The 14,317-nt window shown below is 73.6% G+C and carries 15 protein-coding genes and 1 pseudogene; 3 read left to right on the forward strand and 13 right to left on the reverse strand.

Going from position 1 to position 14,317, the window contains the following annotated elements:
- Positions 1-128: 128 nt before the first annotated feature.
- Positions 129-698: a hypothetical protein gene (locus tag MILUP08_RS19100; RefSeq protein WP_007460610.1), complete on the reverse strand. Its 570-nt coding sequence runs from the start codon at positions 696-698 to the stop codon at positions 129-131.
- A 224-nt stretch (positions 699-922) separates the two neighbouring features.
- On the opposite strand from MILUP08_RS19100, the gene MILUP08_RS19105 reads away from it, so the two are divergent.
- Positions 923-1,864, forward strand: a complete 942-nt coding sequence (locus tag MILUP08_RS19105; protein WP_007460611.1) for a hypothetical protein — start codon at positions 923-925, stop codon at positions 1,862-1,864.
- A 43-nt stretch (positions 1,865-1,907) separates the two neighbouring features.
- Entirely contained in the window at positions 1,908-2,597 is a 690-nt protein-coding gene (locus MILUP08_RS19110; RefSeq protein WP_007460612.1) for an SGNH/GDSL hydrolase family protein, read from the forward strand.
- Positions 2,598-2,671: 74 nt separating this feature from the next.
- On the opposite strand, the gene MILUP08_RS19115 is transcribed toward MILUP08_RS19110, so the two are convergent.
- From MILUP08_RS19115 to MILUP08_RS19165, 12 genes and pseudogenes are all read right to left on the reverse strand, one after another.
- On the reverse strand, positions 2,672-4,030 hold the full coding sequence (locus tag MILUP08_RS19115; RefSeq protein ID WP_007460613.1) for a hypothetical protein: 1,359 nt from the start codon (positions 4,028-4,030) through the stop codon (positions 2,672-2,674).
- A complete protein-coding gene (locus MILUP08_RS19120; RefSeq protein ID WP_007460614.1) occupies positions 4,027-4,995 on the reverse strand; it encodes an alpha-ketoacid dehydrogenase subunit beta in 969 nt (322 codons plus the stop codon). The genes MILUP08_RS19115 and MILUP08_RS19120 overlap by 4 nt, the downstream gene beginning before the upstream one ends.
- A gap of 28 nt (positions 4,996-5,023) precedes the next feature.
- Positions 5,024-5,995: a thiamine pyrophosphate-dependent dehydrogenase E1 component subunit alpha gene (locus MILUP08_RS19125; RefSeq protein WP_007460615.1), complete on the reverse strand. Its 972-nt coding sequence runs from the start codon at positions 5,993-5,995 to the stop codon at positions 5,024-5,026.
- The gene (locus tag MILUP08_RS19130; protein ID WP_007460616.1) at positions 5,992-6,783 is read right to left on the reverse strand and encodes a DUF3050 domain-containing protein; all 792 of its coding nucleotides are present in this window, start codon (positions 6,781-6,783) and stop codon (positions 5,992-5,994) included. The genes MILUP08_RS19125 and MILUP08_RS19130 overlap by 4 nt, the downstream gene beginning before the upstream one ends.
- Before the next feature lies 1 nt (position 6,784).
- Positions 6,785-7,693 carry a phytanoyl-CoA dioxygenase family protein gene (locus MILUP08_RS19135; protein ID WP_039908349.1) on the reverse strand — a complete coding sequence of 303 codons (909 nt, stop codon included), beginning with the start codon at positions 7,691-7,693 and terminating at the stop codon, positions 6,785-6,787.
- Positions 7,690-8,782: pseudogene (gene hppD / locus MILUP08_RS34715) on the reverse strand (4-hydroxyphenylpyruvate dioxygenase). Before hppD ends, MILUP08_RS19135 begins: the two are co-directional and overlap by 4 nt.
- Positions 8,783-8,855: 73 nt before the next feature.
- Complete coding sequence (locus tag MILUP08_RS19140) at positions 8,856-10,094, reverse strand: beta-ketoacyl-[acyl-carrier-protein] synthase family protein (RefSeq protein WP_007460618.1); 1,239 nt, start codon at positions 10,092-10,094, stop codon at positions 8,856-8,858.
- 22 nt (positions 10,095-10,116) lie between these two features.
- Positions 10,117-11,733, reverse strand: a complete 1,617-nt coding sequence (locus MILUP08_RS19145) for a class I adenylate-forming enzyme family protein (protein WP_007460619.1) — start codon at positions 11,731-11,733, stop codon at positions 10,117-10,119.
- Positions 11,730-12,224 (reverse strand): beta-ketoacyl synthase chain length factor, encoded by a 495-nt coding sequence (locus tag MILUP08_RS19150; protein ID WP_007460621.1) that lies wholly within the window; start codon positions 12,222-12,224, stop codon positions 11,730-11,732. The genes MILUP08_RS19145 and MILUP08_RS19150 overlap by 4 nt, the downstream gene beginning before the upstream one ends.
- Before the next feature lie 68 nt (positions 12,225-12,292).
- Positions 12,293-13,405, reverse strand: coding sequence for a beta-ketoacyl-[acyl-carrier-protein] synthase family protein (locus tag MILUP08_RS19155; RefSeq protein WP_007460623.1), 1,113 nt, complete (start codon positions 13,403-13,405; stop codon positions 12,293-12,295).
- The gene (locus MILUP08_RS19160; RefSeq protein WP_007460625.1) at positions 13,398-13,643 is read right to left on the reverse strand and encodes a hypothetical protein; all 246 of its coding nucleotides are present in this window, start codon (positions 13,641-13,643) and stop codon (positions 13,398-13,400) included. Before MILUP08_RS19160 ends, MILUP08_RS19155 begins: the two co-directional genes overlap by 8 nt.
- A complete protein-coding gene (locus tag MILUP08_RS19165) occupies positions 13,643-13,909 on the reverse strand; it encodes an acyl carrier protein (protein WP_007460627.1) in 267 nt (88 codons plus the stop codon). The genes MILUP08_RS19160 and MILUP08_RS19165 overlap by 1 nt, the downstream gene beginning before the upstream one ends.
- Positions 13,910-13,924: 15 nt before the next feature.
- Here MILUP08_RS19165 and MILUP08_RS35980 point away from each other — a divergent pair.
- A partial coding sequence (locus MILUP08_RS35980) for a 4'-phosphopantetheinyl transferase family protein (RefSeq protein WP_420329261.1) occupies positions 13,925-14,317 on the forward strand: 393 nt, incomplete at its 3' end.

Raw genomic sequence — 14,317 nt, forward strand, 5'->3', positions numbered from 1 at the left:
GTCCGGTCAGGCAGCCGAGCACGCCGTGTCGCGCTGATCTCCGTTCCGCCGAGGTCTGGTCGGGCGTCGGCCGCCGGGGCCGAACAGTCAGCGACCGGTTGGGGCGTCCACCGTCGCCCCGTCGGAGGTCAGCGTGAGGCCGCCGGCGTGGCGTGTTCGGTCTTGCAGCTCGGGCAGCGCAGCTTCGCCCCGGCGGCAGCGGGCACGCGCAGGCGCTGCCCGCAGCCGCAGGTGAACATCCGGGCCGAGCGCAGGTACTCGGCGCGGTCGCGGCGTGGCCAGCTGCCGTGGCAGCGGGCGCACCATTTCGGCGGGTAGCTGTGATACCAGGCCAGCCCGAAGGCTCCGGAGACCAGCAGCGCGCCGGGGACCAGCAGGCCCAGTGGCGCGAGCAGGGCGGGCCACAGGCCGCCGACGCCGTCGGACACCACCGCGCCGACAACGGTGAACACGACCACCGGCACGCCGAGCACTGTGAACCCGAAGCCCCACGCGAAGGCCAGCAGCGACAGCAGGAACACCACCCACATGCCACCGGGCGCCCACCGGCGGACGCCGTACCCGCCGCAGCGTGGACAGTTCGGCGAGGCGCGGTGGGGTACGGCCCGCAGCGCCTTCGGCGCGAGCCATTCGGTCAGTTTGCCGAGGATCGCCTCGACCAGCTTGCTCGCCAGGGCCTGGAGAAAGGAGCTGAGCACCGACACCTCCCTCGGACGAACGTGCCAGCCCCGGGAGGGCTGACCTACCGTCATCGTGGCCGGCCCGCGCCATTGCACCGCACCACCGCGCCGCGCCCACCGCCTCGACGACGTCAATCCGACAGGGACCGGGGACACCTTCGTTCGTCGTCCGTTCGCCTGTTGGCCGCGCGGGCGTCGGCCGGGGCGGCTAGCGTCGGCCCGTCCCCAGGAGGCCGCCGCGCATGACGTCGTCGTCACCCACCCACCGCCGCACCGCGGAGGTCACCGCCGTACACCGGATCGGCGACAGCGCGCCGCACAGCGCGTTCACCGACCTCGTCCGGTACGCCGGGACGTGGTTCTGCGCCTTCCGGGAGGCACGGACCCACCTCTCCGACGACGGGGTGCTGCGGGTGCTGACCTCGACGGACGGTCGGGCGTGGACCTCCGCGGCCGTTCTCCGGCAGGACGGCGTCGACCTGCGCGACCCACGGTTCGTCGCGCGGCCCGACGGGCGTCTGCAACTGTTCGCGGCGGCGGCGACCGGGGAGACCCGCAAGACGTTCGACACGGTGACCTGGCTCTCCGGGGACGGGCACACCTGGGGCGACCCGATTCCGGTGGGCGAACCGGGCGTCTGGGTGTGGCGGGCCGCCTGGCACGACGACGCGATGTACGGCGTCGGCTACGCCACCCGTGGGCCGCGGTTCGCCCGGCTCTACCGCAGCATCGACGGCGTCGACCTGCGGCCGTGGGTGCCGACGTTGTTCGAGGGCGGCTACCCCAACGAGTCGGGACTGGCGTTCGACCCGGACGGTACGGCCCACTGCCTGCTGCGCCGCGACGGCGACAGCGCCAGCGCACAGCTCGGTCGCGCCCGACCGCCGTACCGGGAGTGGACCTGGACCGACCTCGGGGTGCGGGTGGGCGGGCCGGCACTGCTCCGGCTGCCCGACGGGCGGATGCTTGCCGGCGTGCGGCTGCTCGACGGCGACGTCCGCACCGCGATCTGCGCCGTCGACCCGGAGCGCGGCACGCTTACCGAACTGGTCGCGCTGCCCTCCGGCGGCGACACCAGTTACCCGGGCCTGGTCTGGCACGACGACCTGCTGTGGGTCAGCTACTACTCCTCCCACGAGGAACGCACCTGCGTCTACCTGGCCGAGGTCGGCCTGGCCGACTGACCGGGTCTGGCCGCGCGACGCGGCGGTCGGTTAGCGTGCCGGCATGCCATCGACGCTCGACGAATCGACCGACCCGTACTGCCTTCGTCCCGGAGAGACCGCCGAGCTGCTGCGCGGGCACCCGTGGCGGCGGTTCGTGGCGATCGGCGACAGTGTCGTGGAGGGCATGTGCGAGCCGACCCCGGGCTACCCGGACGTGCAGTGGGTCGACCGGGTCGCCGCCGAGCTGACCGCCGCCCGCCCCGGGCTGGCGTACCGGAATCTGGGTCGGCGCGGGCTGCGCGCGCACCAGGTGCGGGCCGAGCAGCTCGCCCCGGCGCTGGCCTTCGCGCCGGACCTTGCGCTCGTCGTCTGCGGCGGCAACGACGCCTTCCACCCGAAGTACGACGCGGACGCGGTGGACGCCGAGCTGGCCGCGATGATCGGCGCGCTGCTCGACGCGGGCGCGGACGTGCTCACGGTGGGCATGTTCGACGTGTCGCACAGCCCGGCGGTGCCCGACGCGCTGCGGCCCGGCCTGGCCGAACGAATGCGGCGCCTGTCCACACGCACAGCCAGCCTGGCCCAACGCCACCACACCATCCACGTGCACCTGACGGACCACCCGCTGACGGCCGACCCCACCCTCTACAGCACGGACGGCCGCCACGGCAGCGCCCGCAGCGACGCCATCGCGACAGCGGAAACCCTCCGCGCCCTCTCCCGCCGCCTCCGCCCCGCCCCACCCCGTTGATCATGGGGTTGGCGGGGCCAGGAGTGGCTCCCAACCCCGCCAACCTCATGATCAACCAAAGAAGCCCCGGGGGGTCAGTCGGTTAGGAGGATTCCGGTCAGGAGGACTCCGTGGGCCAGGTTGAGGATGCCGTCGCCGCCGGGGTAGCCGACCCTCGCCAGGCCGCCGGAGGCCGTTCGGCCGAACAGGTACGGGGCCAGGGAGTACGGGACGTCGGCCGTCACCGTCTCGCCGGTCTCGATCTGCACGAAGTCCATCGGAACCCGGTCGGCGGGCAGGTACTGCTGAAGGATCGCGCCGCCCCGGTCGACGGCCGCGCGCAGGCCCTCGGCCCAGTCCGACGGGCTCAGGTCGGGGCCGATCAGCACACCGTGCCCCGCCGATCCGTCCGCCGGTTTCGCCACCAGCTCGGCCTGCTCGGCGAGCGCCCGGTCGAGCACCGCGACTGTCAACGGCACCGTGTACGGCACGTGCCGGCGGATCAGGGTCTGGTCGTCGGCGGGCAGGGCGTCCACGTCCTCCCACAGCCAGGCGAAGGTGGTCTTGTTGCCCAGCAGCCAGGCCGCCGCCGACACGAACATCGGCAGCGTGCCGGCGGCCAGCGCGCCGGCCACCGCGTCCAGGCCGGCGGTCGGGGTGACCCGGTTGGGCACGAAGAGCCGGAAGAGCGCGTCGACAGGCGCGCCGTCGACCACGAGCCGGCGCTCGGCGTCCAGGGTGGCCGTGGACAGGGGCGCGATGACCAGGTCGATGCCGAAGTCGCGGGCCCGCACGGCGAGGGGGTCGAGGATCCGGATGAACGTCTCCGGGTCGTCCAGCCCCGGGTAGTCGGCGTCGAAGTCCATCAGCAGCGCCAGCCGCGCGCCGTCGGGCAACCCCAGCTCCTCGCGGATCGCCACGAAGCGCTGGTCCAGCAGCGACGGCGCGGCGCGTACCGGCAGCTCGTCGAGGATGCCGTGCTCGGCGTAGAGCTGCGCGAACCGCTGGATGACGGTGTCGGCGTCGAACCCTCCCCCGAGGCTGCTGTCGATGTTGTACTCGACGAACTTCGGCACGCCCTCCGTGAAGATCACATCCGGCCGGTACGCGGCCAGCAGCGCCTCGGTCAGCGGCTCCGACTCGTCCAGCAGCCGGGTCTCCCCCGCCGGGACGCCGAGCAGCCGGCGTAGCTCACCTGCGGTGTCCACCCGCCGCCGGCAGGCGTCCAGGACGAGTTGGGCCAGCCGGTCGCAGACCTCGTTCAGCTCCCGCCAGGCGTCGGCGGTCAGGACCGGGGGGCGGGCCAGCCGCCACTGCTTGTTGTAGGTGGCCCGGCCGTGGAAGACGCGTTCCCAGGCGGCCGCGCCGCTGGCCACCATGGCCCGGCGGGCCGGCTCCGGCAGGTCGGTCCAGGCCCCGTCGGCAGACGGCCACGAGTAGTTCGGGTCGATCATGATGAGTCCTTCATGGTCAGATGGATGGCGGTGGCGAGCTGCTCCCGGGAGGGCTGCACGGCGCGGTCCAGAGCGGGGGCGAACGGCAGCACGGCCCCGTCCGGGCGGGTGACCCGGCGCGGTGGGGCGAGCAGCCGGATCCGCTCCACCACCGAGGCGATGATCTCGGCGGCGATGCCGCAGGAGCGGTTGCCGTCGTCGAGCACCACGAGCCGCCCGGTGCGGGCCACCGACTCGGTCAACCCGTCGATGTCGAAGGGGTACAGGGTGCGCGGGTCGAACACCTCCACCGACACCTGGCCGGCCAGCTCCTCGGCCACGGCCAGCGCGTCGTGCACGAGATGCCCGATCGCGACCACCGTGACGTCGTCGCCGAAGCGGTGGACGCGGCCCCGGCCCAGCGGCACCGGCTCCAGGTCGGCCACGTCGTCGCGCACGTCCATCGCGCCGGCCGGTGCGAACACCACCACCGGGTCGTCGTGCCGGATCGCGGTGACCAGCAGCCCGTACGCGTCGGCCGGGGTGGCCGGCACGACGGTGACCACTCCCACGTGGGCGAAGAGGCTGTACGGGTGGTCGGAGTGCTGCCCGGCCCAGCCGGTGCGCGACCCCGAGCCGGGCACCAGGTAGGTGACCGGAACACTGCACTGCCCGCCGGTCATCAGCGGGAACTTGTGCGCGTGGTTGACGATCTGCTCGAAGACCAGGAACAGCAACGACGGGATCTGGAACTCGATCACCGGCCGCAGTCCGGCCAGCGCCGCTCCGGTGGCGAAGCTGGTGAACGCCTGCTCGGACAGCGGGGTGTCGCGGACCCGCTCGGTCCCGAACCGCTTCGCCAGGCCGGTGGTCACCAGCGACGCCCCGACCTGGACGTCCTCGCCGAGCAGGAACACCGTCTCGTCGCGGGCCAGCTCGTCGGCGAGGGCCCGGGTCAACGCCCGGCGGTACGACAGTCGGGGCACCTCAGCCACCTCCGGTGCGCAGGGACATTCAGCCACCTCCGGCGCGGGCGGTCAGGCCGCTGGCGTACAGGTAGGTCAACGCGTCGGCCGGGTCGGGTTCCGGGCTGTCCAGCGCGAAGCGCACCGCCGCGTCGAGAGTCGCCTCGACCTCGGCGTCCACAGCGGCACGCTCCGCGTCGGGAAGGCGTTCACCCTGGATGCGCACCGGGTCCCGGGCCCGACCCCGGCTCACCTCGTCGGGCGGGCGGTAGTCGAGGCGTACCGCGTGTTCGAAGGTGTGGTGGGCGTCGAAGCGGTAGGTCCGGGCCTCGATCAGTTCGGGACCGCCGCCGGCGCGCATCCGGCCGACGGCGGCGACCGACGCGTCGCGTACCGCCTCGGGGTCCTGGCCGTCGACCTCGACGGCCCGGATGCCGAAGGCGGCGGCGCGGCCGGCGATGCTGCCGGCCACCGCGCCGGCGACCGGCATGGTGGTGGCGTAGCCGTTGTTCTCGCAGACGAACAGCACCGGCACCCGCCACAGCGCGGCCAGGTTGAACGCCTCCAGCAGCATCCCCTCGTTGACCGCACCGTCGCCGAAGAAGCTCACGCCGACGGTGTCGTGACCCTGCCGTCGCCGGGCCCACACCGCGCCGGTGATGATCGCTCCGGAGGCGCCGACGATGGCGTTCGCGCCGAGCACGCCGATGCTGAAATCGGCGGCGTGCATCGAGCCGCCCCGCCCGGCGTTGAGACCGGTCAGCCGGCCGCACAGCTCGGCGAGCATCCGCGCCGGGTCGGCCCCACGGGCCAGCACGTGCCCGTGCCCCCGGTGGGTGCCGGCGAGCACGTCGTCGACGCCCAGGGCGGCGCAGACGCCGGCGGCGATCCCCTCCTGACCGAGGTACGGGTGGATGCCGCCGACGATCTGCCCGCCGTGGACCAGCTCCACCGCACGTTGTTCGAACCGGCGGATCAGCCGGACCGTGCGGTAGAGCCGGACCGGGTCGGCGTCGGTCACGCCGGCCCCTTGACCGCGGCGAGGATGTCGTCCCAGAGCCGGGCGCGGGCGGCGAGGGCGGTGTTGACCGTGTCGGCGCACTCCTGCCACTTGGCGTCGTCGTCGCCGCACAGGTCGGCGAGCATCTGCATGGCCATCGGGGTGTGCTGCTCGCCGTCGACCTCGATGTGCCGTTCCAGGTAGTCGACGAAGGTGTGCAGCCGGTTGCTGCGCTCGTTGACCGCGACGACCTGCGTGAACATGTCCGGGATGAGGTCCTCCCGGCCGAACGCGAAGGCCGCCGCCTGGCAGTGCACCGGGGTGGACTCGATGATGTGCCAGGTGGTCGCGGCGAACGTCGCGGACGCGGCCGGCGCCCCCGCCTCGGCGAGCGCGTCGGTCACCGGCCGGCCGGCGCGCAGCCTGTCGACGAGGGCGTTCACTGCTGTGGTGTCCGCGCCGGCCTCGGCCATGCCGCGCACGTACAGCTCGAAGTGGCTGATGTAACCCTCGCCCAGCTCGTCGCTCTCCTCCACCATGACGATGTCGTTGATGAGGCGGCGGCTGCCGGTCGGGCCGGTCGGGATCCACGGGACTGTCACGCAGGTCAACTGCCGCTGCAACGACTTCAGCAGGGACATGAAGTCCCAGACCGCGAAGACGTGGTGCTCCATGAAGGTCACCAGCGCCTCGTGGGTGTCGAGGTTGGCGTAGAGCGGGTGCTTCACCACGGCGTCGCGTCGCTCGGTCACCGCCCGTTCCAGCCGTTCGATGCCCGGGTGCGTCCTACCCCAGTCGTAGCGTGACATGTCAGCCTCCCTGCGGGGCGCGGTGGCGCCAGATGACGGGGCAGTAGTCCGGGTCCGCGTAGTCCGGCCGCCCGTCGTGGGTGCGGCGGACCAGCACGTCGTGGTTGTACGCGGCGAGCGAGCCGTCGGAGAGCGGATACTCCCGCCAGGCGTTGTCGCCGTCCTGCAGGTGCAGCGAGACCGCCTGTCGGGGGCGACCGCTGACGTTGGGGCCGCTGCCGTGGTAGGTGCGGCAGTGGTGGAAGCTCACGTGTCCCTTGGGGATCACCATCGGGACCTTGCGGATCTCGGCCCCGTTGTACGCCGCGTTCTCGGCCAGCATCTCCTCCAACTGGTTGCGGTCCCGGTCGGCGAAGTGCCGCACCACCGTGTCGTCGGCGCCGATCTCCTTCCACCGGTGCGAGCCGTCGACCATCGTGATGGTGCCCATCTCCTCCCCGCAGTCGTGGAAGGGGATGAACGCGGTGAGCATCTTCTCCGACGACGAGGACGCCCAGTAGTGCTTGTCGAAGTGCCAGGGCACGATGTTGCTCGGCTCACCGGAGATCGGCGGCTTGTAGATCAGCGTCGACTGGAAGACCCGGATCTCGTCGGCCTCGGCGAGCCGGGCGGCGACCGCGCCGAGCAGCGGTTTGCGCAGGATCGCGCCGAGCCCGTCGTGCTCGTGGTGGACGTAGTCGTTGTGCCGCTGCACCGGCCCCTTCGACGGCTCCCAGTAGGCCAGCTTCGGTGGGCGCACCGGCAGCCGGCGGTCGCGTTCACCGTCGTAGTAGCGCTGCGCGGCGGCGGCGAGGGCGTCCACCTCGTCGTCGGTGAACACCTTTTTCGACAGGTACCAGCCGTGCTCGGCGTAGTGCCGCACGTCGTCGTCGGAGGGCAGCAGCGCCTGCTCCTCGGGGGTCAGGCTCACGCACCCACCCCCTGAGGCGCGGCCGCCGCGGCGGCAAGTTCCCGCTCCTTGGCCTCGTACAGCGCCTTGATGTTGCCGCTGCCGAAACCACTCGCCCCGCGCCGCTCGATCAGCTCCAGGAAGAGCGTGCGGCGCACGTGCATCGACTCGGCGAAGATCTGCAACAGCTGCCCGCCGTGGTCGGAGGTCGACAAGCACGCCCAGCTCACGCAGCCGCTCCAGCGGGGCGTCCACCCGGCCTACCCGCGCCTCCAGGGCGTCGTAGTAGCTGGCGGGGGTGCCGGCGAAGCGGACACCGCGCCGGCCCAGCGACTCCACGGCGGCGACGATGTCGTCGGTACGCAGCCCCAGGTGCTGCACTCCCCCACCGGCGTGCTGGTCGAGGAACGCGTCGATCTGCCCGGGCCGGCGGGCCCGGTCGGGTTCCAGCAGCACCACGGTGACCTGCCCGGACGGGCTCTGCACCACCTTGGAGTTCATGCCCTGCCCGTCGACCTCGATGTGCTCCTCGAAGATCTGCGCGAAGTCGAACAGCCCCTCGAAGTGCCGGACCGTCTCGTCCAGCTCGCCGGGCGGCACGCAGACCGCCAGGTGGTCGACCTCGGCGAGGACCGGCTTCCCCTCGTCGGCCGCGAACGGCGTCGGTGTGATCACGCCGGGCAGGAAGTCGGAGCGGCTCCCGGTGCGCTGCACCAGGCGGTGCCGCACGTCGGCGAAGCCCTCCACCTCGGCGGTCACCACCTCGGCGTCCGCGCCGGTGAGCGTGGTCGGTGGTGTCACGCCCGTCGCGCCCCGGCCCACCAGCTCGGCGTACGCCTGGGCGACGTCGCCGACCTCGACGGCGACGACCGCGATGCCGTCGCCGTGACGCTGCACGTACCGGGCGGCCGGGTGCTCGGCGCTCAGCCCGGAGGTGAGCAGCAGGCGGATGTCGCCGTGGCAGAGCAGCAGTGAGCGCTGCCCGGTCAGCCCGGTCTCCGGGCCACCCTGGCCGCAGATCTGGAAACCGACGGCGGTGCTGAAGTAGAAGGCCGCCTGCCGGGCGTCGCCTACGTAGAGTTCGATGTGGTCGATCCCACGGATGTCCATGTTCTCAGTGCCCTTCCCCATGCTTCCCCCCGTGTTGCCGTCCGGACGCCCCCCGTCCGGGATGCCGCGTCGCTCACCTCCTCGGCTCGGCGGCCCGCGCGAGCAGCAGGCTCACGTTCTGGCCGCCGAACCCGAACGAGTTGGTGAGCGCGTACTCCGGGTCGGCCTTGCGGGGCGCGCCACGGATGTGGTCCGCCGGGCAGGCCGGGTCCGGATCGTCGAGGTGGTACGTCGGTGGCAGCAGCCCCCGACCGAGCGCCAGCGCGGTCACCGCCGCCTCCAGCACCCCGGAGGCGCCGAGCAGGTGGCCGGTGAGCGCCTTGGTGGAGCTGACCGGCACACCGCCGTCGCCGAAGACGTCCGCGAGGGCGGTGGTCTCGGCGATGTCGCCGAGCTTCGTGCCGGTGCCGTGCGCGTTGACGTAGCCGACCGCCGCCGCGGGCACGCCCGAGCTGCGCAGCGCGCCGCGGATGCACGCGGCCGCGCCGGCGCCGTCGGGGCGCGGGGCTGTCGGGTGGTACGCGTCGGTGGTCGCGCCGTAGCCGGCCACCTCGGCGTACGCGGTGGCGCCGCGCGCGGCGGCGTGCTCGGCGCTCTCCAGCACCAGCAGCGCCGCCCCCTCGGAGAGCACGAACCCGGAGCGGGACGTGTCGAACGGCCGGCTCGCCCGGGACGGGTCGTCCCCGGCGCGGGCCAGCGCCCGCGCGTTGCCGAAGGTGTCGGCGAAGGTGGGGAACAGCGGCGCCTCGCTGGCCCCGCAGACCACCACGTCGGCCTCCCCCGCCCGGATCAACCGGACCGCGTCGGCGACCGCCTGCGCACCTGACGCGCAGGCCGTACCGACCGACGAGCTGTAGCCCCGGATGCCGTGCGCGATGGCGATCCGCGCCGCCGGCATGTTCGGCAGGATGCCGGTGAGCAGGTACGGGCTGACCGCCGCGCGGCCCCGGGCGGCGCGGGCGAGCACCTGGGTCTCCAGGGTGGCCATCCCGCCGACCCCGCCGACGATCACCCCGATCCGGCCTGGGTCGACGTCGCGGCCCACCTCGATGCCGGCGTCGGCGAGCGCGTCCGCGGCGGCGAGCAGCGCGAGCACCACGATCCGGTCCAGCACGCGGCTCTCCGGCCCGGACACGACGCTGCGCGGGTCGATGTCCGGCAGCAGGCCGGCGACGTCGAGCGACGCGCGCACCGGATGACCGTCGGGCGGCCGGGTCAACCCGGACCGGCCGGTGGTCAACGCGTCGAAGGTCTCCTCGACGCCGCGCCCGACCGGCGTGAACAGGCCCATCCCGGTGATCAGCGCGGTCACGACCGCACCCCGGATCCGCCGCTCACGACGACGCCTCGGTCAGGTAGCGCTCGCGCAGCGCCACCTTGCGGACCTTGCCGGTCACGGTGACCGGTATGTCGTCCGGGCGCACCGGCACCACCCGGCGCAGCGTGGCGCCGAGATCGGCGCCGAGCGCGGCGCGGACCCGTTCGGTGCGGTCCTCGGTCTCGTCGGCGCCGGCGGCCAACTCCAGCAGCACGTCGGTGACCACGCCGCCGGCCTCCGCGACGATCACGACCGTGCAGTCGGTGACGTCCGGGTAGGCGGCGAGGATCTGCTCCTCGGACAGGGCGGTGAAGAACCGCCGGCCGTCCCCGGCGTCGACCGAGTCGACAGCCCGGTCCAGGTGGTAGTAGCGGCCGTCGGCGTCGGCGCGGACCAGGTCACCGGTGAGGTACCAGCCGCGCTGGCGGAACCGGTGGGTGGTGACCGAGTCGTTCCAGTAGCCCCGGAACAGCGACGGCGAGTCGACGCCCAGGAAACCCACCTCGCCGACCGGCACCGGCTCGCCCTCGGCGTCGAGCACCGCCACCCGGGCGAACTCGTACGGCCGGCCGATGCAGCGGCCGTACCTGTCGGTGTCGGCGCGGTGGGTGATGTGGAACATGGAGTGCCCCATCTCGCTGGAGCCCAGCCCGTCGATGAAGACCGAGCCGGGCACCCGGGCCACCCCGTCACGGGTGACGGTGTCCCGCCAGCCGACCGCGACGAGCCGGCGGATGTGCGGCTCGTGCGAACAGTCGCCGGTGTTGAACCACAGCCGCACCGAGTCCAGGTCGTACCCGGACAGGTCGAAGCGGGCCAGCTCGGCCCAGGTGACCGAGAAACCGAACACCCCGTCGGGACGCCAGCGCTGGATGGCGTCGAGCACCCGCTCGCCGCCCTGCTCGGACAGGAGGAACATGTCCGCCCGGTTGCCCAGCGCCTGGTTGACCATCAGCACGGTGGCGGTGTGCGGTGCGGGCAACGCGTTGAGGATCCGGCGGGTGCCCTGCGCCTGCGGCATGGTGAGCAGGTGCCGGGTGGCCGCGAAGAGGCTGGCGTGCGAGTGCAGCACCGCCTTGGGCACCCCGGTCGTCCCGGAGGTGTGCGTGATGACGATCGGGTCGTCGCTGTGGTGCCGGTAGTGCGCCGGGGCCTGCGCCGGGTCGCCCGTGCCGGCCTGCGCGGGTGTGCCCAGCAGCGGTACGCCCAGGTCGTGCCCGGTCAGCAGCGCGGTGTGCGCGTCGTCGGCGAGCACACCGACGCCCCGCAGCCGGCGGATGTACTCGGCGGCGATCTCCGGACGGAGCTTGCCGTTCATCAGCGCCGGGATCGCCCCGAGCCGGGCCAGCGCCAGGAAGCTCAACACCATGTCGGCGGCGGCGGTGGCCCAGACGGCGACCGGATCGCGGGGGCGTACCCCGCGCTCGTGCAGCCAGGCGGCGCGTGCGGCGACCCGCTCGTCGAGCTGGCCCAGCGTGAGCGGCGCCTCGGCCGGGTGCCCGTCGACGGCGGTGTCGAAGGTCAGGCCGGGCCCGTCCGGGTCGGCCCCGTGCGTCAGCACCCGGGCCAGCATGTTGCCCGCGCCCAGCTCGGTGTCGGCGGCCAACGCGCCGCGCAGTCCCGGTGTCCTCATGGTCGTGCTCCTCCCCCCAGCAGCACCGCGACCGCCTCGGTGGACGTGTCGGGCGCCTGTTCGATCAGGACCAGCAACACCTCGTCGGCGTCGCCGTCGTCGCACAGCAGGGCCGCCTCCGCGGCGCCGTCGGCGTACGGGTCGCCGGTCGGGCTGAGGCAGACCACCGGGCCGCGCAGCCCCCAGCGGGCCGCGACGTGCCCGGCGACGCTGTTGGGCACGGACTGGTAGAAGAACAGCGGGCCGACCCGCCCGCCGGCCTCGACGGTGGCCCGGACGTGCACCGCGCTGGCCCGGTCGCCACTGGCGCTGACCAGCACGAACGCCGTCCGCGTCCCGGCCGGCACCAGCCCCGTCCCGTAGCGTCGGCGCAGACACCGTTCGGCAACGGCCACCACCACCGGAGCGAACACCGAGTGCACGAACCCCGGGACCGTCGGCACGTCCCCGTCGCCGGCCTCGGGCCAGCGGGCGCGCGCAAGCTCCCGCATCCCTTCCGCCCCTCCCACCTGCCGCGATCGTGTGGTTTGTGTCGTCGTTTCGCGGGAGGTCGGGGTGGTCACGGGGTGCCGACCAGGAGGGCGGTGTTCGCGCCACCGAAGGCGGCGTTGAGGGTCAGGGCGTGGGTCGCGGTCGTCCGGCGCGGACGGTCCGTGATGACGTCTAGGGGGCACGCCTCGTCCGGGAACTGCCAGCCGGCGTTGACGGGCAGTTCGCCCCGGCGCAGCGCCAGCGCGGTGACCACCAGTTCGAGCAGCCCGGACGCCTCCAACGCGTGCCCGTGCAGCGCCTTCGTGGAGCTGACCGGCACCTGAGCGGCGTACCCGTCGAGGGCCTGGCGCAGCGCCGCGGCCTCGGCGGCGTCGCTCTGCGCGGTGCCTGTGGCGTTGGCGTTGACGTAGCCGACGGCCGCCGGTGGCAGCCCGGCCCGGCGCAGCGCGGTGCGCACCGCGTGCGCCAACCCGGTGCCGGACGGGTCGGGCTGGCAGGGGTGGAACGCGTCGCCGGCCCGCCCCCAACCGACCACCGTGGCCACCGGCTCACCGCCACGTCGACGGGCCACCGCGCGGGACTCGAGCACCACCGCGGCCACACCGTCGCCGAGCAGCAACCCACGCCGGCCGGCGCTGAACGGGCGTACCGCCCCGTCGTCGGCGAGGGCCCTGCCGGCGTCGAAGAGCGCGAACTGGTCCGGCTCCACCAGGTAACCGGCGGCCACCACCGCCCGGTCCAGGTCGCCCCGGGCGATGAGGGAGGCGGCGTCGGCCACCGCCGTGCTCGCCGACACGCAGGCGCTGGTGTAGACGCGGGTCGGACCGGACAGTCCGGCGCGCAGCGCGAGCTGGCCGGCGAGCGCCGCCGGGGTTGGCCCCGCGCCCGACGCCGGGCCGCCGTGCACGGCGAGCAGCAACGCGCACCCCGCCCGCCGTACGTCGTCCAGGCCGGCCGCCGCGCATGCCGCGTCGATCGCGGCGGCCAGCTCGTCGGCGAGGGCGCCGACGTCGGGCAGGGTGGCGGCCACGGCGACCCGCCGGGCGGTGGTGTCGAAGCGGCGTACCGGGCCGAAGGCCGGCTCGCCGGCCAGGACGCCGGCGAGCTGCGCGTCGACGCCGCGCCCCAGGGCGCTTACCGCGTGCACACCGGTGAGCTGGACGACGGGCGGCTCAGCCATCTGCGGGAGCGGCCAGCGACGCCCGGAAGACCACCAGGGCGTCGTCGACGGTACGGATGCCGGCCAGGTCGTCGTCGGTGAGGTCGAGCCGACGTTCGTAGCGCTGCTCGATGAGGTGCACGAGCCAGGCGAGTTCCATCGAGCCGATCCGGTCCGGGACCTCGGCGGCGGGTTTCGCGGTGAGTTCGGCGAGCATGGTCAGCAGGTCAGCTCGCCCCAGGTCGGGCTGACCGGGCATCAGGCGTTGTCGCTCGTCGCCTCGGCGACGCGGTCGGCGACCATTGTGGTGAACTCGCCGACCGTCATCAGGGCCAGCTTCTCCGACTCGTCGTCGGCGAACGTCAGGCCGTAGCGGTCCTCGACGCGGACGGACAGGTCGGCGAGGGCCAGCGATTCCAGGTCGACGCCGGACGGGCCGAGCGTGGTGTCGTCGTCGAGCCCCTCGACGTCGTAGTTCATGTCGGCGAGCTGCTCGACGACGAAGGCACGGACCTCGGCTCTCATGGATACCCTCTCTGCGTGGACCAACTGACGGTGTCCGATCGGGACACCGCGTACGTGTGGGTCGGTCGGGACACCGGCGGTCGGCCGGGTCCCGCCGTGCGGTTGCTGCGGCGGGCGGGCGCGGCGCTGCTCGGGCGCGCCGAGGCGGAGGTGGTGCTGGCACACGGCCCCGCCGGCAACCCGGTCGTACGGATCGCCGGGCCGGCGAACGCCGGGCCCGTCGAGCTGCCGGTAAGCGTCAGCCGCGCCGGTCGGATCGTGGTGGTCGCCGCGCGTGCGGCCGGCCCGGTCGGCGTGGACGTGGAGGAGGTCCGTCCGCTGCCCGCGCTCGCGCTGGCCCGTCGCTGGTTCGCGCCGGCCGAGCTGGCCTGGCTTGCCGGTCGAGGAGAGGCCGGCCGGGCGGTGGAC

The sequence above is a fragment of the Micromonospora lupini str. Lupac 08 genome (genome assembly GCF_000297395.2).
GTDB classification, from domain to species: Bacteria; Actinomycetota; Actinomycetes; order Mycobacteriales; family Micromonosporaceae; genus Micromonospora; species Micromonospora lupini.